This window comes from Sphingobium sp. YR768, from assembly GCF_900111125.1.
GTDB lineage: Bacteria > Pseudomonadota > Alphaproteobacteria > Sphingomonadales > Sphingomonadaceae > Sphingobium.
The window spans coordinates 281,447-297,899 of record NZ_FOGE01000003.1; the positions used below are offsets into that span (position 1 = coordinate 281,447).

A 16,453-nucleotide genomic window follows, 5' to 3' on the forward strand; every position below is an offset into this window, starting at 1 on the left:
GTGGAACGCAGGTCGAATGCTATCCCGGCGCGACCGATTCGATGGTTCGAATCGATCGCGCCAACCGAAGATCAGGCGCCGAAGCCGCCGTCGATCGTGTGCAGCGCGCCGGTGATGATGCCCGCTTCCGGCCCGGCGAGATAGGCGGCGAGGCCGGCAATTTCCTGCCCCGTGGCGTGACGCTTGATCGCCATGAAACCGTGCATCAGGCTGGCCATCGGGCCATCGGACGGGTTCATGTCGGTGTCGGTCGGGCCGGGCTGGATGATGTTGACGGTGATGCCGCGCGCCCCGAAATCGCGGGCGAGGCCACGGGCCATGCCCTGCAGGGCCGACTTGGTCATCGCATAGGCCGCGCCGCCTTCGAACGGCATCCGATCGCCATTGACCGATCCGATGACGATGATCCGGCCGCCGTCGCGCATCTGGCGGGCGGCTTCCACGGCGGCATGATAGGGCGCGCGGACGTTGATATCGATCATGCGGTCGACGGCATCGGCGTCCAGCGCCAGCGGATCACCCAATACCAGCGCACCGGCATTGACGATCAATATGTCGAGCGGCCCCTGCGCCGAGACGACGTCAATCACGGCCTGCCGATCGGCGGCGTCGGACTGGACCGGCGTTGCGCCCGTGTCGGTCGCCAGCGCCTGCGCGGCGTCATGCGATCCGGCATAGGTGAAGGTGACGTCAGCGCCATCGCTCGCGAAACGGCGAACGATCGCCGCGCCGATGCCACGGCTGCCGCCGAGAATGAGGGTCTTTTTGGCAGAGAAGTCGGTCATGGGAAGCATCCTTGCTAAATTTGTAATGATCGCTATATAAATGAGCAAACGAACAGGTCAAGGTATTTTTGTAGTGGTCGATAAAGAAAAATCCAAAGGCCGTGGTCGCCCCCGCGCTTTCGATCGGGACAGGGCGCTGGATCAGGCGCAGGCGCTGTTCCATGCGCAGGGCTATGAGGGCATCGGCGTTGCCGCGCTGGCGCAGGCGATGGGTGTCAATCCGCCCAGCCTCTATGCCGCTTTCGGCAGCAAGGCGCAGTTGTTCGAGGAGGTGCTGGAGCGTTATGCCCGCAGCGCGCTGCCTGTCGACACGCTGCTGGCGGAGGGTGCGGAACCGGTTGCCGCGCTGACGGCGTTGTTGCGGGTAGCCGCCGCCATCTACACCGCCGATCCGCAGGCGCCCGGCTGTCTGGTGCTGGAGGGTGCGCGCGGGGCCGACCCGGACGCCGCCCTGCGCGCGCGGGTGTGGCGAGAGGCCAGCGCGGCGCGCATCGCCGCCTTCGTCGCCCACACCCATGCAGGCAAGGCCGCGACCGTGGCGGATTATATGGTGTCGATCATGTCAGGCCTGTCGGCCGATGCGCGGGCGGGCCATGATGTCGCGCGGCTGACTGCGGTCGCCGATATGGCGGCGCTGGCGCTTCAGGAAATGCTGACGAAGGCCGGTTAATCGGCGATGTCGCTGGCAACCAGGGTCGTTTCCTTCCGGTCGACGGACCAGAGCCGATTCCTGACCTTGGGGTCCCAGTCGATCGCCTGTCCAGGCGAGGCGATGCCGATCGTCCGTTTCCATTCCAGCACCGACCCCGCTTCCGGCAAGGCCAGTTCGTACATTTCCGGCCGGTCGTGCCCCGTGACATAGAGGCGGCCGTCCGCGCTCCAGCTTGCGCCTGAACAACTGAACGGTGCGAACCGGGCCAGCACCTGTTGCGGGAAGGTCCAGGCGGCCTCCTGCCGGAAGACGTCGTCCATGCGCACCAGCAAGGTGTAGCGATAGTCCCTGTTCGGCTCCCCGCCCTTGCCCGCATAATTGGCGTAGACCGCCCACCATTTGCCGGCATGGCGATCCAGCACGGTCAGCGATCCGGGCCCAAAACCCAGGCTGACGGTGCGCAGGTGATGCAGCGTCTTCGTATCGAAAATCTCGATCGCGCTGGTCTGCGGCACGGCGGGATAGTTGGACGCGGCGCAGACCAGTTCGCGCCCCGCCACGGTGCAACTGTTCATATGCGGGAACAGGCGGCGTTCCCCCTGCCACTGGGCGATACGCTGGCCGGTGGCGATGACATATTTGCCGATCCGGTCATTGTCGATCGCATAGACATGGATACCGTCGGACGCGACACCCTGCCGCGCTTCGGGGGCCGGCAGGCGCAGCGCAACCGGTGCGGGCGATGGCGAGGGCGCGTTATTTTCCTGCGCCTGCGCCATGCCGACGCATGCGAGGGCCGACAATGCCATGCCAATCGCTTCACGCCGCATCACTTGCTCCCGTCCAGACATATCCCGCCGGTAGGGCGGGATTGCTACAGAAAAAGGACGGTCCGCCTACCAGCGCAAGGCAGCGTTGAGCATCAGGGCGCGCGCCTGATCGGCAGCACGTATCGGGCCTGAGAGAGGCTGGTCGGCCAGACGGCCGCTCATCAGCCGGTCGGGATCGGTAAGGTGCAGGCCGATGCGCGGCGCGCGCGGATCGGCCGGGACATAATCGATGCCCGCTTCGACCCGCACCGCCCGCCTGCCCTGCCCCCATGCCGAACCGCTGGTGCGTGCGGCCGTCACCGTTCCGCGCCAGGGGCCGCTATGCCATGATCCGCCCAGTGCCAGCCGCTGTTCGGCGACACCATTGTCCAGTTGCGCCCGATCATAGCGCAGTTTCCAGAGCAGATTGCGCGACAGGCTGTGTCCCGCCTCCAGCGCCATGCCGCGTAGCCGGGTCGACCCCAGATTGCGGGGCAGATAGGCTTGCGACGCGAAGGCCAGCCGGTCCCGCACCTGTCCGTCATAGGCGGCCAGTTCCAGCCGCAGCGTCGGCGTCATCCAGCGCAGGGCGACGCGGGTCCGACTGTCCCGTTCGGGCCGCAAATCATTTCGAAGCGCGCGGAAAGTGGGCATATCCAGCCCCAGCGCGCCGATCCGGCCGATATCGCCATAGGCCCGCATCGTCTCGCGATAATCGGCACCCATCGTCAGGCGCGGCGTGGCGGCGAATGCCAGTTGTGCCGAGGGTAGGAAATCGTCCCGCACGCGCAGATCGTCGCGACTGTAGGGCGACGTGACATTTACCGCCTTGCTGCTGAACTTGACCGCCTGCCACCCCAGATTGGCCGACAGCCGGTCGTCGATCGACGGCAGATCGAACAGCAGGTCGACCATGCGCGCGCTGCTGCGTGGTTCGATGCCGGTCCTCGCCGCACCGAGCGCCGCGAAACGCTGTCGCCGCCGCTGCAAGGCCAGATGCAGGTCGGCCGGCTCGGCGGGGGCGGTCGTCAGTTCGATGGCATAGATGCGCGCGGGACGCTGAGAGGGTGGCAGCAGAGGCGCCGGATGGACAGCGATGCTCACCCGCGGCTTCAAGGCAAAATGGCCATGATCGGGCCAGATCGTCTCCGCCATCGCGGCGCCGGGCAGACCGGCGACGGCAAGCGTGCAAGCAAGAGTGCAGGCGGGCGGCGCGCGCATCAGCGGTTCTCCAGCGATGCGAAGCGGATGGTATCGCCACCCGGCGCATAGCACAGCGCATAGCCGACATGATCGGACAGGCGTGTCGCCTCCGGCCCGCCAAAGGGCACCTGCGCCTGCACGACAGGCATCGCCGATCCGGCCGCATCGCGGGCGAACAGCCAGTCCTTGCCGCGATCGACCGCTTCGGCCAGATCGTGCCGTTCGGTCGCGTCGGCCAGGAGCGCATCACCGAGCGCACGCCGCCCGCCACCGAGCGGCGGCGCGACGAAATCCATGCTGGCCCGCGCCATTTGACCGAAAAAGGCGGCAACCCGTTGCCGGTCGCCGCCGATGTTGAAGTCGCCCCCCAGGATCATCATCCGGTCACGCGGCACATGGCGGTTGACGAAAGCCGCCAGCAGGCCTGCCTGACGGTCGAAGGCGCGCAACGAGCGCGCAACCGGCACGCCGGCCGCCTTGCGCGCATTGAGATGACTGTTGACGATCGCGACCGGTGCGGCAACGCCGGGCACGCGCAGATGCGCGATCATCGCCCCCTTATTGGCGAGACAATCGAAGCCGGCACAGGCGAAGGCGGGATAGGCGATGCGATCGACCGCCATGATCGGCCAGTCGGACAGGATCAGCAATCCGCTGCCCATACGCTTGCCGATGGCTTCACCCCGGTCCCAGCGCGCATCTTGCAGAAAGGCCTGATCGGCAGGCAAAGAAGTGACCGGACTACGCATCGCCACATCCGGGCCAGCCGCGACATGGGCATAGCCGGCGCGACGCGCAAATTCCACCGGATCGGCAATGAAGGCTTCCTGCAACAACAGGATATGGGGCTGTCGCCGCTGCGCGCGCAAATCGGCCAGCCGGTCGGCGATCTGCCCCAGCGCCTCTTCCCGCCCGAAGGCGACCGGCCAGGGCAGGCCCATGACATTATAGGTCATGACCGACAGCGGCAAATCCGGACCGGGCGACGCGGTCGGCACCGCGCCGAGCGCGCCCGGCGAACTCGCACTGGGCGAACTGGCGGCAAGCAGGACCGTCAGACTTGCGAAAAACAAGGCGCGCAAAGGTTTCGACATGATTTCAGACCCCCGCCGCGCCACCTAGCGCGCGCCTGGGTCATGCCGATGTCGCCGTCGTGGCGAAGCGGTGAAGGTTGCAAGTCAATGATCGTCACCGCACCGACGCGGGACTGTCATTATTGCGCCTATCTATTGCGGGCGATGCCCCTTGCGCCATTTGATCCACAGATGGCGGGCCAGCATCAGCGGCGGCATGCGCAACCAGTGGGACCGGACATAGAAAGCGAAGACCAGCAGCTTGCGCGTCTCCCGCCCCCAGCCGTCACGGGCGAGCAGACGGGCGCGTATGAGGCGATCCCACAGCGTGAGGCGTACGCCATGGCCATAGATCGCGTCGGCCAGCCTGCGGGCCTGCGCGACATGGCGCGCCAGTCCATGATGGGCGGCGCGTGCCTTCAATGCGGCGCGATCCGTTTCGGGCAGCAGGCAGTAGATATCCCACAGGTTGCGCAGACCGCCCTGCAGGTCGCCATCCGCCAACATATGGGCGGCGGCATGGACGACGCGATCCTCGGCCGACAGCACATATAATCCATCGGTAATGGCTATGGCGTCCGCGATCATCGCCGCCGCGTCCGGGGTCTGGCGCGCCGTCAGCGGCAGCACGGTATGGTGGACGTCGATCAGCCGGTCGCGCTCGATATGGATCAGCGGCGGGAGTTCATGCATCCACTGGCGATAATAGGCGTCGTCATAGGCATCTTCCTTCACCCATTCCCAACCCGCGCCGATCAGCGCCTGCTCTGCGGCGCTCACGACTTCACGAGGGACGAGAATGTCGAGATCGCCGATGAAGCGGCCCTGCCCCGCCTGCAAATCCGCCGCCGCATAGGCCGTGCCTTTGAGCAGGACGACCCGCAGGCCAAGCGGCGCGAGTGCCAGCGCGGCGCGATCCGCCTCCCACAGCGCCTGTTGCGCCTCGCGCGCGCTATCGCGGCGGGCATCGTCCAATATCGGGCGGACGGCCGGGGGTATGGCAATGCCATCCAGCCGGCAGGCCAGCGTGCCGATCAGCCGCTCCGCCTTTGCTGCGGCGATCAGCGCGTTCCAGCCCGTCGCATCCAGCCCGGCGACACCGGCCGGTTCGCGCAGGCTGCGGACCAGCAGCGCGGCGCTCATAGATGTTCCTCCCACAGGCGATCGACCATCTCGATCGCGGCATCGCCCGACGGGAAATCGATGGCGCGGGCCGGCACGCCGGTCACGAAGCGGGTCAGGGCGGCAAAGGCCGGCTCGCCCAGCGCGACATAATTGGTAGACGCCTGGGTCAGGCGCATGAAAATCTCGCCCCGCCCCACCGCGCGCATCGCCGGATCATGGCCGAAACGGGGGAAGAGCAACAAAGCGGGCATCGCCCCATGCCCCATGCGCGCGATGGCATCGGCGCGGGGGATCATGTGGCGGATGTCGCCCTTTGCCGTCGCCCTGAGCAGCGGCCCCATGCGGGTTTCGCCAACTTCCTGCGCGACGACATCGATCGCGCGATTCTTGAGGCTGACGAGGCGCGGAAAGGGCAGGATCGCGCCGCTGTCGAGATCGAGCAGCGCAAATTCGTCGCCCATCAGCCGCCAGCCCCGCTCCCCCAGCAGCGCCGCCAGCGTCGATTTGCCCGATCCGGATTCGCCGGTCATCACCAGCGCGCGTCCGTCTTTCTCGACGCTGGACGCATGGAGCAGCAAATGCCGCCGCCAGCCCAGCGCCATTTGCAGGTTCATGCCCATTTCGGCGGCCAGCAGACCATGGGCTAAGCTCATCGGCGCGGCGTCGGCCAGACCATGATCGCCGGTGATGAAGATGGAGGGGCGCACATAGCGGCGCAGCCTGCTGGCTGGCTGAAGCCGCACGGTAAAATCGGCGATCGCGCCGAGGATGTCGGGATAGGCGGCATAAAGGCGCGCCAGTTCGGCGATCGGTTGCGGCCAGGCGGAGCCGATGCGGAAGGTGGCGGGGCCGATACGCAGGGTGATCGCATGCTTCATGCCGGGCGCACCAGACCCAGCGCGACCAGCGCGTCCAGATGAGCGCCGATTTCCTCGACCGCTTCTTCGCGCGGGCCGAGATCGAAATCCTGCGCCAACCGGTCATGCATCTGCGCCGCCGTCAGTTCTGCGCCGTCGGTCATCCGTTCCAATATCTCCGGCACCGGGCTGATCACCATATGGGTCTGGCCGGAACGATGGTGATAGAGGAGGACAAGATCGTCGAGCGTGCAGACGGCAACCGCGTCGCGCACGTCCCGGCGATAGGCTTTGATCGCATCCAAATCCGGCATCCCTGGCTGGTGTCCCCCACGCTGTAGCGCGCAAGATGTAGCCAAGTGCCTAAGAGTCTGTTTGGAAAATGTGCGAACGAGCACATTTTCAATGCCGCACCGGCCCACACCCCCACCCGACCTCCCAGACATGGTACCCTGATGGGCGGTCGGGTGGGGGTGTGGGCCGGTGCGGATGCGCCATAGGCGCATTCCCAAACAGACCCTAACGCATCAGGACAGGGCTGGCGATGGCTGGCGTGCCCGTGCGGGGGCATCGGCCAGCGATTCGAAGGCGCGCAGATAGCGGTCGAGCGCCCGGTCGACGCCATGATCGTCCACCGCAGCCGCAGCCCTTACGGGACAGGATGGCTGGGTCAGCGCCCGTTCGATCGCGCGGGCGAAGGCGGCGGCATCGCCCACCGGCGTCGCGGGGTGCTGGGCTGCATCCGCCAGAAGGGGGCGGATATTCGGCGTGCTGTCGGTCGCCACGACCTGCGCACCACAGGCCAGCGCCTCTATCAGCGTGGCGCACAGCCCTTCCCAGCGGGATGGCTGGAGCAGCAGGTCGGCCTGCGCCATCAGGGTCGCCAGCGCTTCGGGGCAGCCGACATAGCCGGCGAAGTCCACGCGATCGGCGATGCCCAGCGCCGCGCATTGCCGTTGCAGATCGGCCTGCAACGGCCCCTGCCCGACGATGGTCAGCCGCCAGTCGAGATGCGGCAGCCGTGTGAGGGCATGAAGCGCCGTCGCCTGATCCTTCTGCTCGGCCAGCCGACCGACCATCAGCAGGCGGTGCGGGCTACCCGGCGCGCGCAGGGCACGCGCGGCGCGCGCCCGCTCCATCGCCGGCGTCACGGTCGGGCGAGGAAGCAGGCGTACGTCGCCGCTCTGTGCCAGCAGCGCGCGATCATGTTCGCCCATGACGATGGTCAGGTCCGACAGGCGCGCGATCGCCCGGAATTTGGCGAGCCGTGTCCAAGCGCCCGCGCCGCGCTGCCCGGGGCGCACGATCGGATTGGAAATGCGGCCAACCGCCCGCGTATCGCTGCCAAGTGCGGCCAGCGCGACCAGCATATTGCTCTGGTTGCCGGCGGAATAGAGGATCGCGGGCCGATGCCGCCGCACCATGGCCGCCAGCGCCGGAAATTGCGCGATCATGGACAGGCGACGCACGCCGCCGGGTGATGGCACCAGCCGGACGGGCAAGGCGGGATCGATCAGATGGGCGGCGGGACCATCGCGATGCGCCATCCACAATTCCACCGGCACGCCCCGGCGCAGAAGATGATTGGCCAGCAGGATGGCGACGCGATCCAGCCCGCCATCGCCGGGTCGATAGAGATAGACAGCCACCGAAAATGCGCGCCCCACCGGGCGGCCAACCTGAAACATCGCGCTGTCCTTGCCTTCAAAACACGAACCTGCGTGTTCGACGGCATCAACGCGACATACCCGTATCGGTTCAATTCGCTACGGGTGAGCCTGCAAGGGGATCAGCGCGGCATTTGCAGCGAGGCGTAGCAGGTAAAGCCGCTCGTCCCACGCTGTAACCTGCGGATATAGTTCAGATAAGTCTGATTTTGTTCGTAACTGGTGCCGGGCAGCGGCCGACCGCGCATGGCCTGTTTCACCTGCTCCCCGGTGAAGCTGCGGCCGGTGCCGGGAAAGGCGCCCTGTGTACCGGCCGGGACGAGTTGACCGCTGGGGGCGATATAATTTCCGGCGCGGCCCTGATCGGGCACGGGGATGGTGCAGTTGAGCACGGAGGCCGCCGTATTGGCGAGCGCGGGGCGGATCGACACGATCGCGGACGCCGCGGCGGCGCCGCCCATCAGCAACTGGCGGCGCGACGGCGTCAGCGAAATCGCGTCCTGCGGCTCCACTGCCGGGCCTTCCTGTTCGGGCGTCGGTTCGCTCATTTCGTCCTTATCCGCGTATCACACTTGTCAAAGCGTAAAGATTGCACGCTATTGGGACCAGACATTCGCAGCAAATGCGCGACAAATCCAGCATGGTAACCATGAATCGACTGAGTATTTCACAGATTACCGCCTCCCTCGCCATGCTGATGCTTGGCACGGGCGGCGCCCTGATGCTGGGTGCGCATCCGATCGGCATCGCCCTGCCGGTGTTGGCGGGGGTGCTGGTGCTGATCATCACAGCCGGCGATTCCGGGGCGCGGCCCGCCGCAGCGCCCATCGTGGTGCTCGACCAGCCGGACCTGATCACCCATCCGGATTTCGCCAGCCTGCTGGAGGGGATATCCGATCCGCTGATGCTGGTGGAAAAGGGACGGATCGTCCGTGCCAACCGGGCGGCGCAGCGCCTGCTGGGCGCGCATATCGAGGGGGAGGATGCGCGCATCGCCATCCGCCATCCCGCCGCCGCCGAACGGCTGGCGAGCGTGGCACCGCTGGCCGAACCGATCATGATCGAACTGGTGGGTCTGGGCACGCGCGACCAGCGCTGGCAGATGCGCGTGGCGCCGGTTGGCGCGGTGCGCGACATGCGCCGGCTCGTCCATCTGGTCGACCATAGCGGCACCCATGCGGCCGAGCGGATGCGGGTCGATTTCGTCGCCAATGCCAGCCATGAGCTGCGCACGCCGCTGGCGGGGATATTGGGCTTCATCGAGACGCTGGCCGACCCGGAACTGGGCAAGGACGACGACACGCGCCAGCGATTCCTGACCATCATGGATCGGGAAGCGCGACGGATGCAGCGGCTGATCGACGATCTGATTTCGCTGAGCCGGATCGAATCGGAAAAATATCGCCCGCCAGATGCGCGGGTCGACCTGTCCGAACTGGCGGCCGAAGTGGTCGGCGTGTTCCGGTCCAGCCATGGCGACCGGGGGCGTGAGGTGGAGATGGAGATCGCGCCGCAATTGCCTGTGGTGCAGGGCGACCGCGCGCAACTGTCGCAACTGCTGCACAATCTGATCGGCAATTCGGTGAAATATGGCCGCCCCGGCACGCCGATCCATGTCACCCTGAACGAAGGGCCGAGCGGCATGACCCGGCTGATCGTGGCGGATGAGGGGGAAGGCATCGGCCCGGATCACCTGCCTCGCCTGACCGAGCGATTTTATCGCGTTGATTCGGGGCGAAGCCGGGCGATGGGCGGCACGGGACTGGGCCTGGCCATCGTCAAGCATATCGTGGAGCGGCATCGCGGCCGATTCGACCTCGCCAGCACATTGGGCAAGGGCACGACCATCACCGTGCTGCTGCCCCCGCCGGTGGAAGATATATCGGGCAAAACAGACGAAAAGAAGCGGCCGTCGGCGCTTTCGGGCACGGTGTCATAAAAAGGAAACCTGACTGTCACAAAGGCGCGATGGTCCGCGACTAGGGCGCTTCCACAGGGGGGCGGCGACATGCGAATCGCGGCCTTGATGTATGGAGGTTCCCGTGAAGAAGTTCGCTCTGCTCGCCGCCACGACCGCGAGTGTTTTCAGCCTTGCCGCCTGCGGCGACCAGACCGGCGGCGCCGGCGCGACCCGCGACCAGATCCGCGCGGTCGGTTCCTCCACCGTCTACCCCTTTGCCACGGCGGTCGCCGAACTGTTCGTGCAGGGCAATGCCGGCATGAAGTCGCCGATCGTCGAATCGACCGGCACCGGCGGCGGCATGAAGCTGTTCTGCGCGGGCGTGGGCGCCCAGCATCCCGACATTGAAGACGCATCGCGCCGCATCAAGAAGTCGGAATATGAACAGTGCCAGGCCAATGGCGTGAAGGACATCATCGAAATCCAGATCGGCGTCGACGGCCTGGCCTTTGCCGAATCGAAAAAGGGTCCGGGCCTGAAGCTGACCCCCAAGATCGTCTATGAAGCGCTGGCCGCCAATCCCTATGGCAAGGGTCCGAATAAGGCCCAGACCTGGAAGGATGTGGACCCCAGCCTGCCGGCGATCGCCATCTCCGTCTTCGGTCCGCCCTCGACCAGCGGCACCCGCGACTCGCTCGCCGAACTGATCCTGGAAAAGGGATGCCAGAGCGACGAGGCGATGAAGGCGCTCAAGGAAAAGAGCGAGGACGAATATAAGGCGACCTGCACCCGCATCCGCGAAGACGGCAAATATGTGGATTCGGGCGAGAATGACAATCTGATCGTCCAGAAGCTGAACGCCAATCCCAACGCCGTCGGCGTGTTCGGCTACAGCTTCCTGGAGGAAAATAAGGACACGCTGAACGACGTGCCGATCAATGGCGTCGAGGCGACCTATGAAACGGTGTCGACCGGCCAGTATCCTGGCGCGCGCCCGCTCTACATCTATGTGAAGAAGGCGCATATGCAGGCCATTCCGGGCCTTCAGGCCTATCTCAATGCCTTCGCCGCCAACTGGGCGCCCGACGGCGCACTGACCAAGCGCGGCATGGTCGCCGCGCCGGAAGACGTGCGCAAGAAGAGCGCCGAGACGGTCAAGTCGCTGACCGTGCTCGACGGCTCCGACCTCAAATAAGCGAAGGCCTGATGACCGGACCAGCCATCCTCCTGCTGCTCGCGGGCCTGGGCGCCATCGCCTGGGTCAGCGCCCGCGCCCGCGCGCTGCGGTTACAGACCGTAGCGCGCGCCACCGGGCGGCGTGACGCCGTCCACTCGCTGCCCGGCTATCATGGCTGGTATGTCGCGCTGTGGACGCTGATCCCCGCCGGCCTGTTCCTGGCCGTCTGGGCCAATGTGTCGCCCGGACTGGTGACGCAGGCCGTGCTGGCCGATCCGGCGGCGCAGAGCCTGCCCCTCGACGCCTTCTCCCGGTCCGCCGTCCTTGGCGAAGCGCGGGCGATCGCCACAGGATTGCAGTCCGGCGCCTTCAACCCGGCCAGCCAGGCGCTGGTCGAACCCTATAGTGCCGCGCTGAACACCTATGGCGTGGCCGGCGCGGTGCTGGCGCTGATTTTGGCCTTTGCAGGCGGCGCCTATGCCTTTACCCGCGTCCGTCCCGATTTCCGGGCGCGCACGCGGGTCGAGCGGCTGGTGATGGCGACCCTGCTGGTCGCATCGCTGCTGGCGATCGTCACCACGCTGGGCATCGTCGCCTCGCTGCTGTGGGAGAGCTTCCGCTTCTTCTCCATGGTGAACCCCATCGACTTCCTGTTCGGCCTGAAATGGTCGCCGCAGTCGGCCGCCATGGGCTATGGCAATGACGATGCGTTCGGCGCGGTGCCGCTCTTCTGGGGCACCATCTTCATCGGCGCGATCATCGCCATGATCGTGGCGATCCCGCTGGGCCTGATGAGCGCGGTCTATCTGACCCAATATGCCAGTTCGACCGTCCGCAAATGGATGAAGCCGATCCTGGAAGTGCTCGCGGGCGTGCCCACAGTGGTCTACGGCTATTTCGCCGCACTGACGGTGGCCCCGGCCCTGCGCGATCTGGCCGTGTCGGTCGGCATCCATGGTGCCTCTTCGGAAAGCGCGCTGGCCGCAGGGCTGGTGATGGGCGTGATGATCATTCCCTTCGTATCCTCCATGGCCGACGACAGCATCGCCGCCGTGCCGCAATCGATGCGCGACGGCAGTCTGGCGATGGGCGCGACGACCAGTGAGACGATTACCCGCGTCCTCATTCCCGCCGCCCTCCCCGGCGTCGTCGGCGGCGTGCTGCTGGCCGTCAGCCGTGCGATCGGCGAAACGATGATCGTGGTGATGGCCGCTGGCCTTGCCGCCAACATGACCGCCAATCCCTTCGCCAGCGTGACCACCGTGACGACCCAGATCGTCCAGTTGCTGACCGGCGATCAGGAGTTCGACAGCGCCAAGACGCTGGCGGCCTTCGCGCTGGGACTGGTGCTGTTCATCGTCACCCTGCTGCTCAACATCGTGGCCCTGCGGGTCGTGAAGAAATATCGCGAGGCTTACGAATGAGCCCGGAACTTCAACATCCGTTCGCCCTGAGCCTGTCTAAGCCTGTCCCGAGCGACGCCTCAGGCGGCGTCGAAGGGGGCTCGCCTGAGCGACGCGAAGGCTCTGCGCTTCGCTCCGCTCAGCAAAGGGCTTCGACTTCGCTCAGCCCGAACGGGGATATGCTATCATGACCGCTCAACGTCTCCCCACCGACTGGAAGTCCGATGCGATGCGCAAGCGGATCGCCCGGCGCTATGGTGCCGAGCGCCGCTTCAAGCTGGCCGGTCTGGCTGCCGTCGCTTTGTCCGCCGCCTTCCTCGCCTTCCTGCTCTTCACCATGATGGGCAATGGCCTGCGCGGCTTCACCCGGACCGAGATTGCGCTGACGGTCGACTTCCCGGCATCGCCGTTGCTGCTCGATCCCAATGCGATCACCGACGAGGCACTGGCGAACGCCAACCTGCCTATGGTGACCGGCGAAGTGGCGAAGAAGGCGCTGGGCGGTGACGCCGACGCGCTGCTGTCGCCCACTGCGTGGATCAGCATCCGCGATGCGATCAAGGCCGATCCCAAGATATTGAGCCGCACCGAAACGATCCGCGTGCCCGCATCCACCGCGATCGACCTTGCCGCCAAGAGCAAGGGATCGCCGGAGGCCGAAGCGGAAGTCGCGCGGCTGAAGCAACAGGGCGTGCTGTCGACCGGCATCAACTGGAACTTCCTGACCGCCAGCGATGGCACCGATCCGACGCAGGTCGGCATCTGGGGCGCGTTCAAGGGGTCGTTGCTGACGATGCTGGTGACGCTGTTGCTCAGCTTCCCGGTTGGCGTGGCGACCGCCCTCTATCTGGAGGAATATGCGCCCAAGGCGTGGTGGACCGACATCATCGAAGTGTCGATCAACAATCTGGCCGCCGTCCCCTCCATCATCTTCGGCCTGCTGGGCCTGTCGATCTTCCTCAACTTCCTGCACCTGCCCCGATCGGCTGCGCTGATCGGCGGCATGACGCTGGCGCTGATGACGATGCCGGTCATCGTCATCGCCGGGCGCAACGCCATCAAGGCGGTGCCGCCCAGCATCCGCGACGCAGCGCTCGGCATCGGGGCCAGCCCGGTACAGGTGGTGTTCCAGCATGTCCTGCCACTGGCCCTTCCCGGCATCCTGACCGGCACGATCATCGGCATGGCCCGCGCGCTGGGCGAGACGGCACCGCTGCTGATGATCGGCATGCGCGCCTTCATCGCCACGCCGCCGGGCGGGATCACCGACCCTGCGACCGTGCTTCCGGTGCAGATCTTCCTGTGGTCGGACGAAGTCTCCAAGGGTTTCGTTGAAAAGACCTCTGCCGCCATCATCGTTTTGCTGGTCTTCCTGCTCGCGATGAACGGCCTCGCCATCTACCTGCGCAACAAGTTTGAAACACGGTGGTAATCGACCCCATGACGCAAGAACAAACCGACCTGACCATCGCCAATCCGAAGATGTCGGCCCGCGACGTCAAGGTTTTCTATGGCCCCAAACAGGCGATCAAGGGCGTGTCGATCGATGTCGACATGGACCATGTCACCGCCTTCATCGGCCCGTCGGGCTGCGGCAAGTCGACCTTCCTGCGGACGCTGAACCGCATGAACGACACCGTCGCTTCGGCGCGGGTCGAAGGCGAAATCACGCTAGACGGCGAGAATATCTACGCCCCGACGATGGACGTGGTGCAGTTGCGCGCGCGGGTGGGCATGGTGTTCCAGAAGCCCAATCCTTTCCCCAAGTCGATCTATGAAAATATCGCTTACGGGCCGCGCATCCACGGCTTGGCCGCGGGCAAGGCGGACATGGACGTGATCGTCGAAAAGTCGCTGCGCCGCGCCGGCCTGTGGGACGAAGTGAAGGACCGGCTGAACGATAGCGGCACCGCGCTTTCCGGCGGCCAGCAGCAGCGGCTGTGCATCGGCCGTGCGATCGCGGTGGAGCCGGAAGTCATTCTGATGGATGAGCCCTGTTCGGCGCTGGACCCGATCGCCACGGCCAAGATCGAGGAACTGATCCACGAACTGCGCGGCCGCTACGGCATCGTGATCGTGACTCATAACATGCAGCAGGCCGCCCGCGTTTCACAGCGGACCGCCTTCTTCCACCTTGGCGAACTGGTCGAATATGGCGTGACGAGCGACATCTTCACCAATCCGCGCCAGGAGCGGACCAAGGACTATATCACCGGCCGTTACGGCTGATTTTGAGGCTGATCGCCGGAGAGACGAGACATGGCTGAACATACGATCAAGGCATTTGATGAGGAGATCGACCGGCTGCGCGGGCTGATCGCCGAAATGGGCGGGCGCGCGGAAGCGGCGATCGAAAATGCGATGCTGGCGCTCCAGCGGCAGGACAAGGTGCTGGCCGCGCAAGTCGTGGCCGACGACAAGCGCATCGACGCGATCGAGGCGGAAGTCGAGAAGCTGGTCATCCAGGTGATCGCCCTGCGCGCGCCGATGGCCAACGACCTGCGCGACGTGATCGCCGCGCTCAAGATCGTCAGCGTGGTGGAACGCATTGGCGACTATGCGAAGAATATCGCCAAGCGCGTGCCGCTGATCGCGACCAACACCCGCACGCTGGAGCCGATTTCGCTGCTGCCGTCCATGGGTCAGGTCGCCGGTGAAATGGTGCATGATGCGCTGAACGCCTTTGCCGCGCGCGACGCCGATCTGGCGCTGGCGGTGGTGAAGCGCGATCAGGTGGTCGACGATTTCTACAACAGCGTGTTCCGCACGCTCGTCACCTTCATGGTCGAAAATCCCAAGACGATCAGCGAGTGCGCGCATTTGCTGTTCATCGCCAAGAATATCGAGCGGATCGGCGACCATGCGACCAATGTCGCGGAAATGGTCTATTATGCCGCGACCGGCCAGACCCTGCCCGAGCGTGAGCGCGGCGCCGACCTGCAGCCGGAGGACTGATCCATGGCACGGGCCAAGATGCTGCTGGTGGAGGATGACGCGGCGCTCGCCGAACTGCTCATCTGGCATTTCAAGCGGGAGGATTTCGACGTCGCCCATACGGTTGACGGCGAGGAAGCGCTGCTGATGGCGCAGGAGAATACGCCCGACATCGTACTGCTCGACTGGATGGTCGAAAGCCTGTCCGGGATCGAGGTGTGCCGCCGCCTGCGTCGCATGAACGGCACCGCCAATGTGCCGATCATCATGCTGACCGCGCGCGGTGAGGAAGAGGATCGGGTCCGGGGTCTCGAAACCGGCGCGGACGATTATGTGACCAAGCCCTTCTCCCCGCGCGAACTGGTGGCGCGCGTGGGCGCGGTGCTGCGCCGCGTGCGACCGGCGCTGGCCGGCGAGACGCTGACCTTCGCCGATGTCGAGATGGACACGGTGGGGCACAAGGTGCGGCGCGGCGGTCAGGTGATCCCGCTTGGTCCGACCGAATTCCGCCTGCTCAAGCATTTTCTGGAGCATCCGGGCTGGGTCTTTTCCCGTGAAAGATTGCTCGACAGCGTGTGGGGGCAGGACAGCGATATCGAACTGCGCACGGTGGACGTGCATATCCGCCGCCTGCGCAAGGCGATCAACGCGGACGGCCAATATCAGGACATCATCCGCACCGTGCGGTCGGCCGGCTATGCGCTGGATACCGAGGGCATGGGCTGACGCTGCGCGACCGTCATGTGAACGCGAAAGGCCTCTTCAGAGCGATCTGAGGGGGCCCTTTTGTATTCAGCCTACGCACACATCGAATCGGGCGAGAAAGCCACAGGCGGATTGCTTCCCGCATGAGCCTGAAATTTTGGTT

General features: G+C 65.7%; 17 protein-coding genes. 8 read left to right on the forward strand and 9 right to left on the reverse strand.

From position 1 onward, the window contains the following. Nucleotides 1-71: 71 nt before the first annotated feature. Nucleotides 72-785, reverse strand: coding sequence for an SDR family oxidoreductase (gene bdcA / locus BMX92_RS05950; protein WP_093013964.1), 714 nt, complete (start codon nt 783-785; stop codon nt 72-74). Nucleotides 786-858: 73 nt separating this feature from the next. On the opposite strand from bdcA, the gene BMX92_RS05955 reads away from it, so the two are divergent. After that, nucleotides 859-1,455, forward strand: coding sequence for a TetR/AcrR family transcriptional regulator (locus BMX92_RS05955; protein WP_093013380.1), 597 nt, complete (start codon nt 859-861; stop codon nt 1,453-1,455). On the opposite strand, the gene BMX92_RS05960 is transcribed toward BMX92_RS05955, so the two are convergent. The 8 genes from BMX92_RS05960 to BMX92_RS05995 all read right to left on the reverse strand — a co-directional run bounded on the left by BMX92_RS05960 (nt 1,452) and on the right by BMX92_RS05995 (nt 8,719). Then, a complete protein-coding gene (locus tag BMX92_RS05960; protein ID WP_371262285.1) occupies nt 1,452-2,267 on the reverse strand; it encodes a hypothetical protein in 816 nt (271 codons plus the stop codon). The genes BMX92_RS05955 and BMX92_RS05960 overlap by 4 nt on opposite strands. Nucleotides 2,268-2,333: 66 nt before the next feature. Then, nucleotides 2,334-3,467 (reverse strand): TonB-dependent receptor, encoded by a 1,134-nt coding sequence (locus BMX92_RS05965; protein ID WP_093013383.1) that lies wholly within the window; start codon nt 3,465-3,467, stop codon nt 2,334-2,336. Then, nucleotides 3,467-4,543 carry an endonuclease/exonuclease/phosphatase family protein gene (locus tag BMX92_RS05970; RefSeq protein ID WP_093013970.1) on the reverse strand — a complete coding sequence of 359 codons (1,077 nt, stop codon included), beginning with the start codon at nt 4,541-4,543 and terminating at the stop codon, nt 3,467-3,469. Before BMX92_RS05970 ends, BMX92_RS05965 begins: the two co-directional genes overlap by 1 nt. A 132-nt stretch (nt 4,544-4,675) precedes the next feature. Then, on the reverse strand, nt 4,676-5,665 hold the full coding sequence (locus BMX92_RS05975) for a nucleotidyltransferase domain-containing protein (protein WP_093013388.1): 990 nt from the start codon (nt 5,663-5,665) through the stop codon (nt 4,676-4,678). Continuing rightward, nucleotides 5,662-6,525 carry an HprK-related kinase A gene (locus BMX92_RS05980; protein WP_093013391.1) on the reverse strand — a complete coding sequence of 288 codons (864 nt, stop codon included), beginning with the start codon at nt 6,523-6,525 and terminating at the stop codon, nt 5,662-5,664. The genes BMX92_RS05975 and BMX92_RS05980 overlap by 4 nt, the downstream gene beginning before the upstream one ends. Next, nucleotides 6,522-6,809 (reverse strand): HPr-rel-A system PqqD family peptide chaperone, encoded by a 288-nt coding sequence (locus tag BMX92_RS05985; RefSeq protein WP_093013973.1) that lies wholly within the window; start codon nt 6,807-6,809, stop codon nt 6,522-6,524. Before BMX92_RS05985 ends, BMX92_RS05980 begins: the two co-directional genes overlap by 4 nt. A 222-nt stretch (nt 6,810-7,031) precedes the next feature. Then, complete coding sequence (locus BMX92_RS05990; RefSeq protein WP_093013394.1) at nt 7,032-8,192, reverse strand: glycosyltransferase; 1,161 nt, start codon at nt 8,190-8,192, stop codon at nt 7,032-7,034. A 101-nt stretch (nt 8,193-8,293) separates the two neighbouring features. Beyond that, nucleotides 8,294-8,719: a hypothetical protein gene (locus BMX92_RS05995; RefSeq protein ID WP_093013397.1), complete on the reverse strand. Its 426-nt coding sequence runs from the start codon at nt 8,717-8,719 to the stop codon at nt 8,294-8,296. Between the two features lie 101 nt (nt 8,720-8,820). Here BMX92_RS05995 and BMX92_RS06000 point away from each other — a divergent pair, with 101 nt between their 5' ends. From BMX92_RS06000 to phoB, 7 genes are all read left to right on the forward strand, one after another. Beyond that, a complete protein-coding gene (locus BMX92_RS06000; protein WP_093013976.1) occupies nt 8,821-10,110 on the forward strand; it encodes an ATP-binding protein in 1,290 nt (429 codons plus the stop codon). 91 nt (nt 10,111-10,201) lie between these two features. Continuing rightward, nucleotides 10,202-11,266: a substrate-binding domain-containing protein gene (locus BMX92_RS06005; RefSeq protein WP_177184946.1), complete on the forward strand. Its 1,065-nt coding sequence runs from the start codon at nt 10,202-10,204 to the stop codon at nt 11,264-11,266. Nucleotides 11,267-11,277: 11 nt separating this feature from the next. Continuing rightward, on the forward strand, nt 11,278-12,672 hold the full coding sequence (gene pstC, locus BMX92_RS06010; RefSeq protein ID WP_093013400.1) for a phosphate ABC transporter permease subunit PstC: 1,395 nt from the start codon (nt 11,278-11,280) through the stop codon (nt 12,670-12,672). Nucleotides 12,673-12,838: 166 nt separating this feature from the next. Continuing rightward, nucleotides 12,839-14,083 carry a phosphate ABC transporter permease PstA gene (gene pstA, locus BMX92_RS06015; protein WP_093013403.1) on the forward strand — a complete coding sequence of 415 codons (1,245 nt, stop codon included), beginning with the start codon at nt 12,839-12,841 and terminating at the stop codon, nt 14,081-14,083. A gap of 8 nt (nt 14,084-14,091) precedes the next feature. Then, entirely contained in the window at nt 14,092-14,880 is a 789-nt protein-coding gene (pstB, locus tag BMX92_RS06020) for a phosphate ABC transporter ATP-binding protein PstB (protein ID WP_093013406.1), read from the forward strand. A gap of 30 nt (nt 14,881-14,910) precedes the next feature. Next, on the forward strand, nt 14,911-15,606 hold the full coding sequence (gene phoU / locus BMX92_RS06025; protein ID WP_093013409.1) for a phosphate signaling complex protein PhoU: 696 nt from the start codon (nt 14,911-14,913) through the stop codon (nt 15,604-15,606). A 3-nt stretch (nt 15,607-15,609) separates the two neighbouring features. Next, nucleotides 15,610-16,311, forward strand: a complete 702-nt coding sequence (phoB, locus tag BMX92_RS06030) for a phosphate regulon transcriptional regulator PhoB (RefSeq protein WP_093013412.1) — start codon at nt 15,610-15,612, stop codon at nt 16,309-16,311. Nucleotides 16,312-16,453 lie beyond the last annotated feature (142 nt).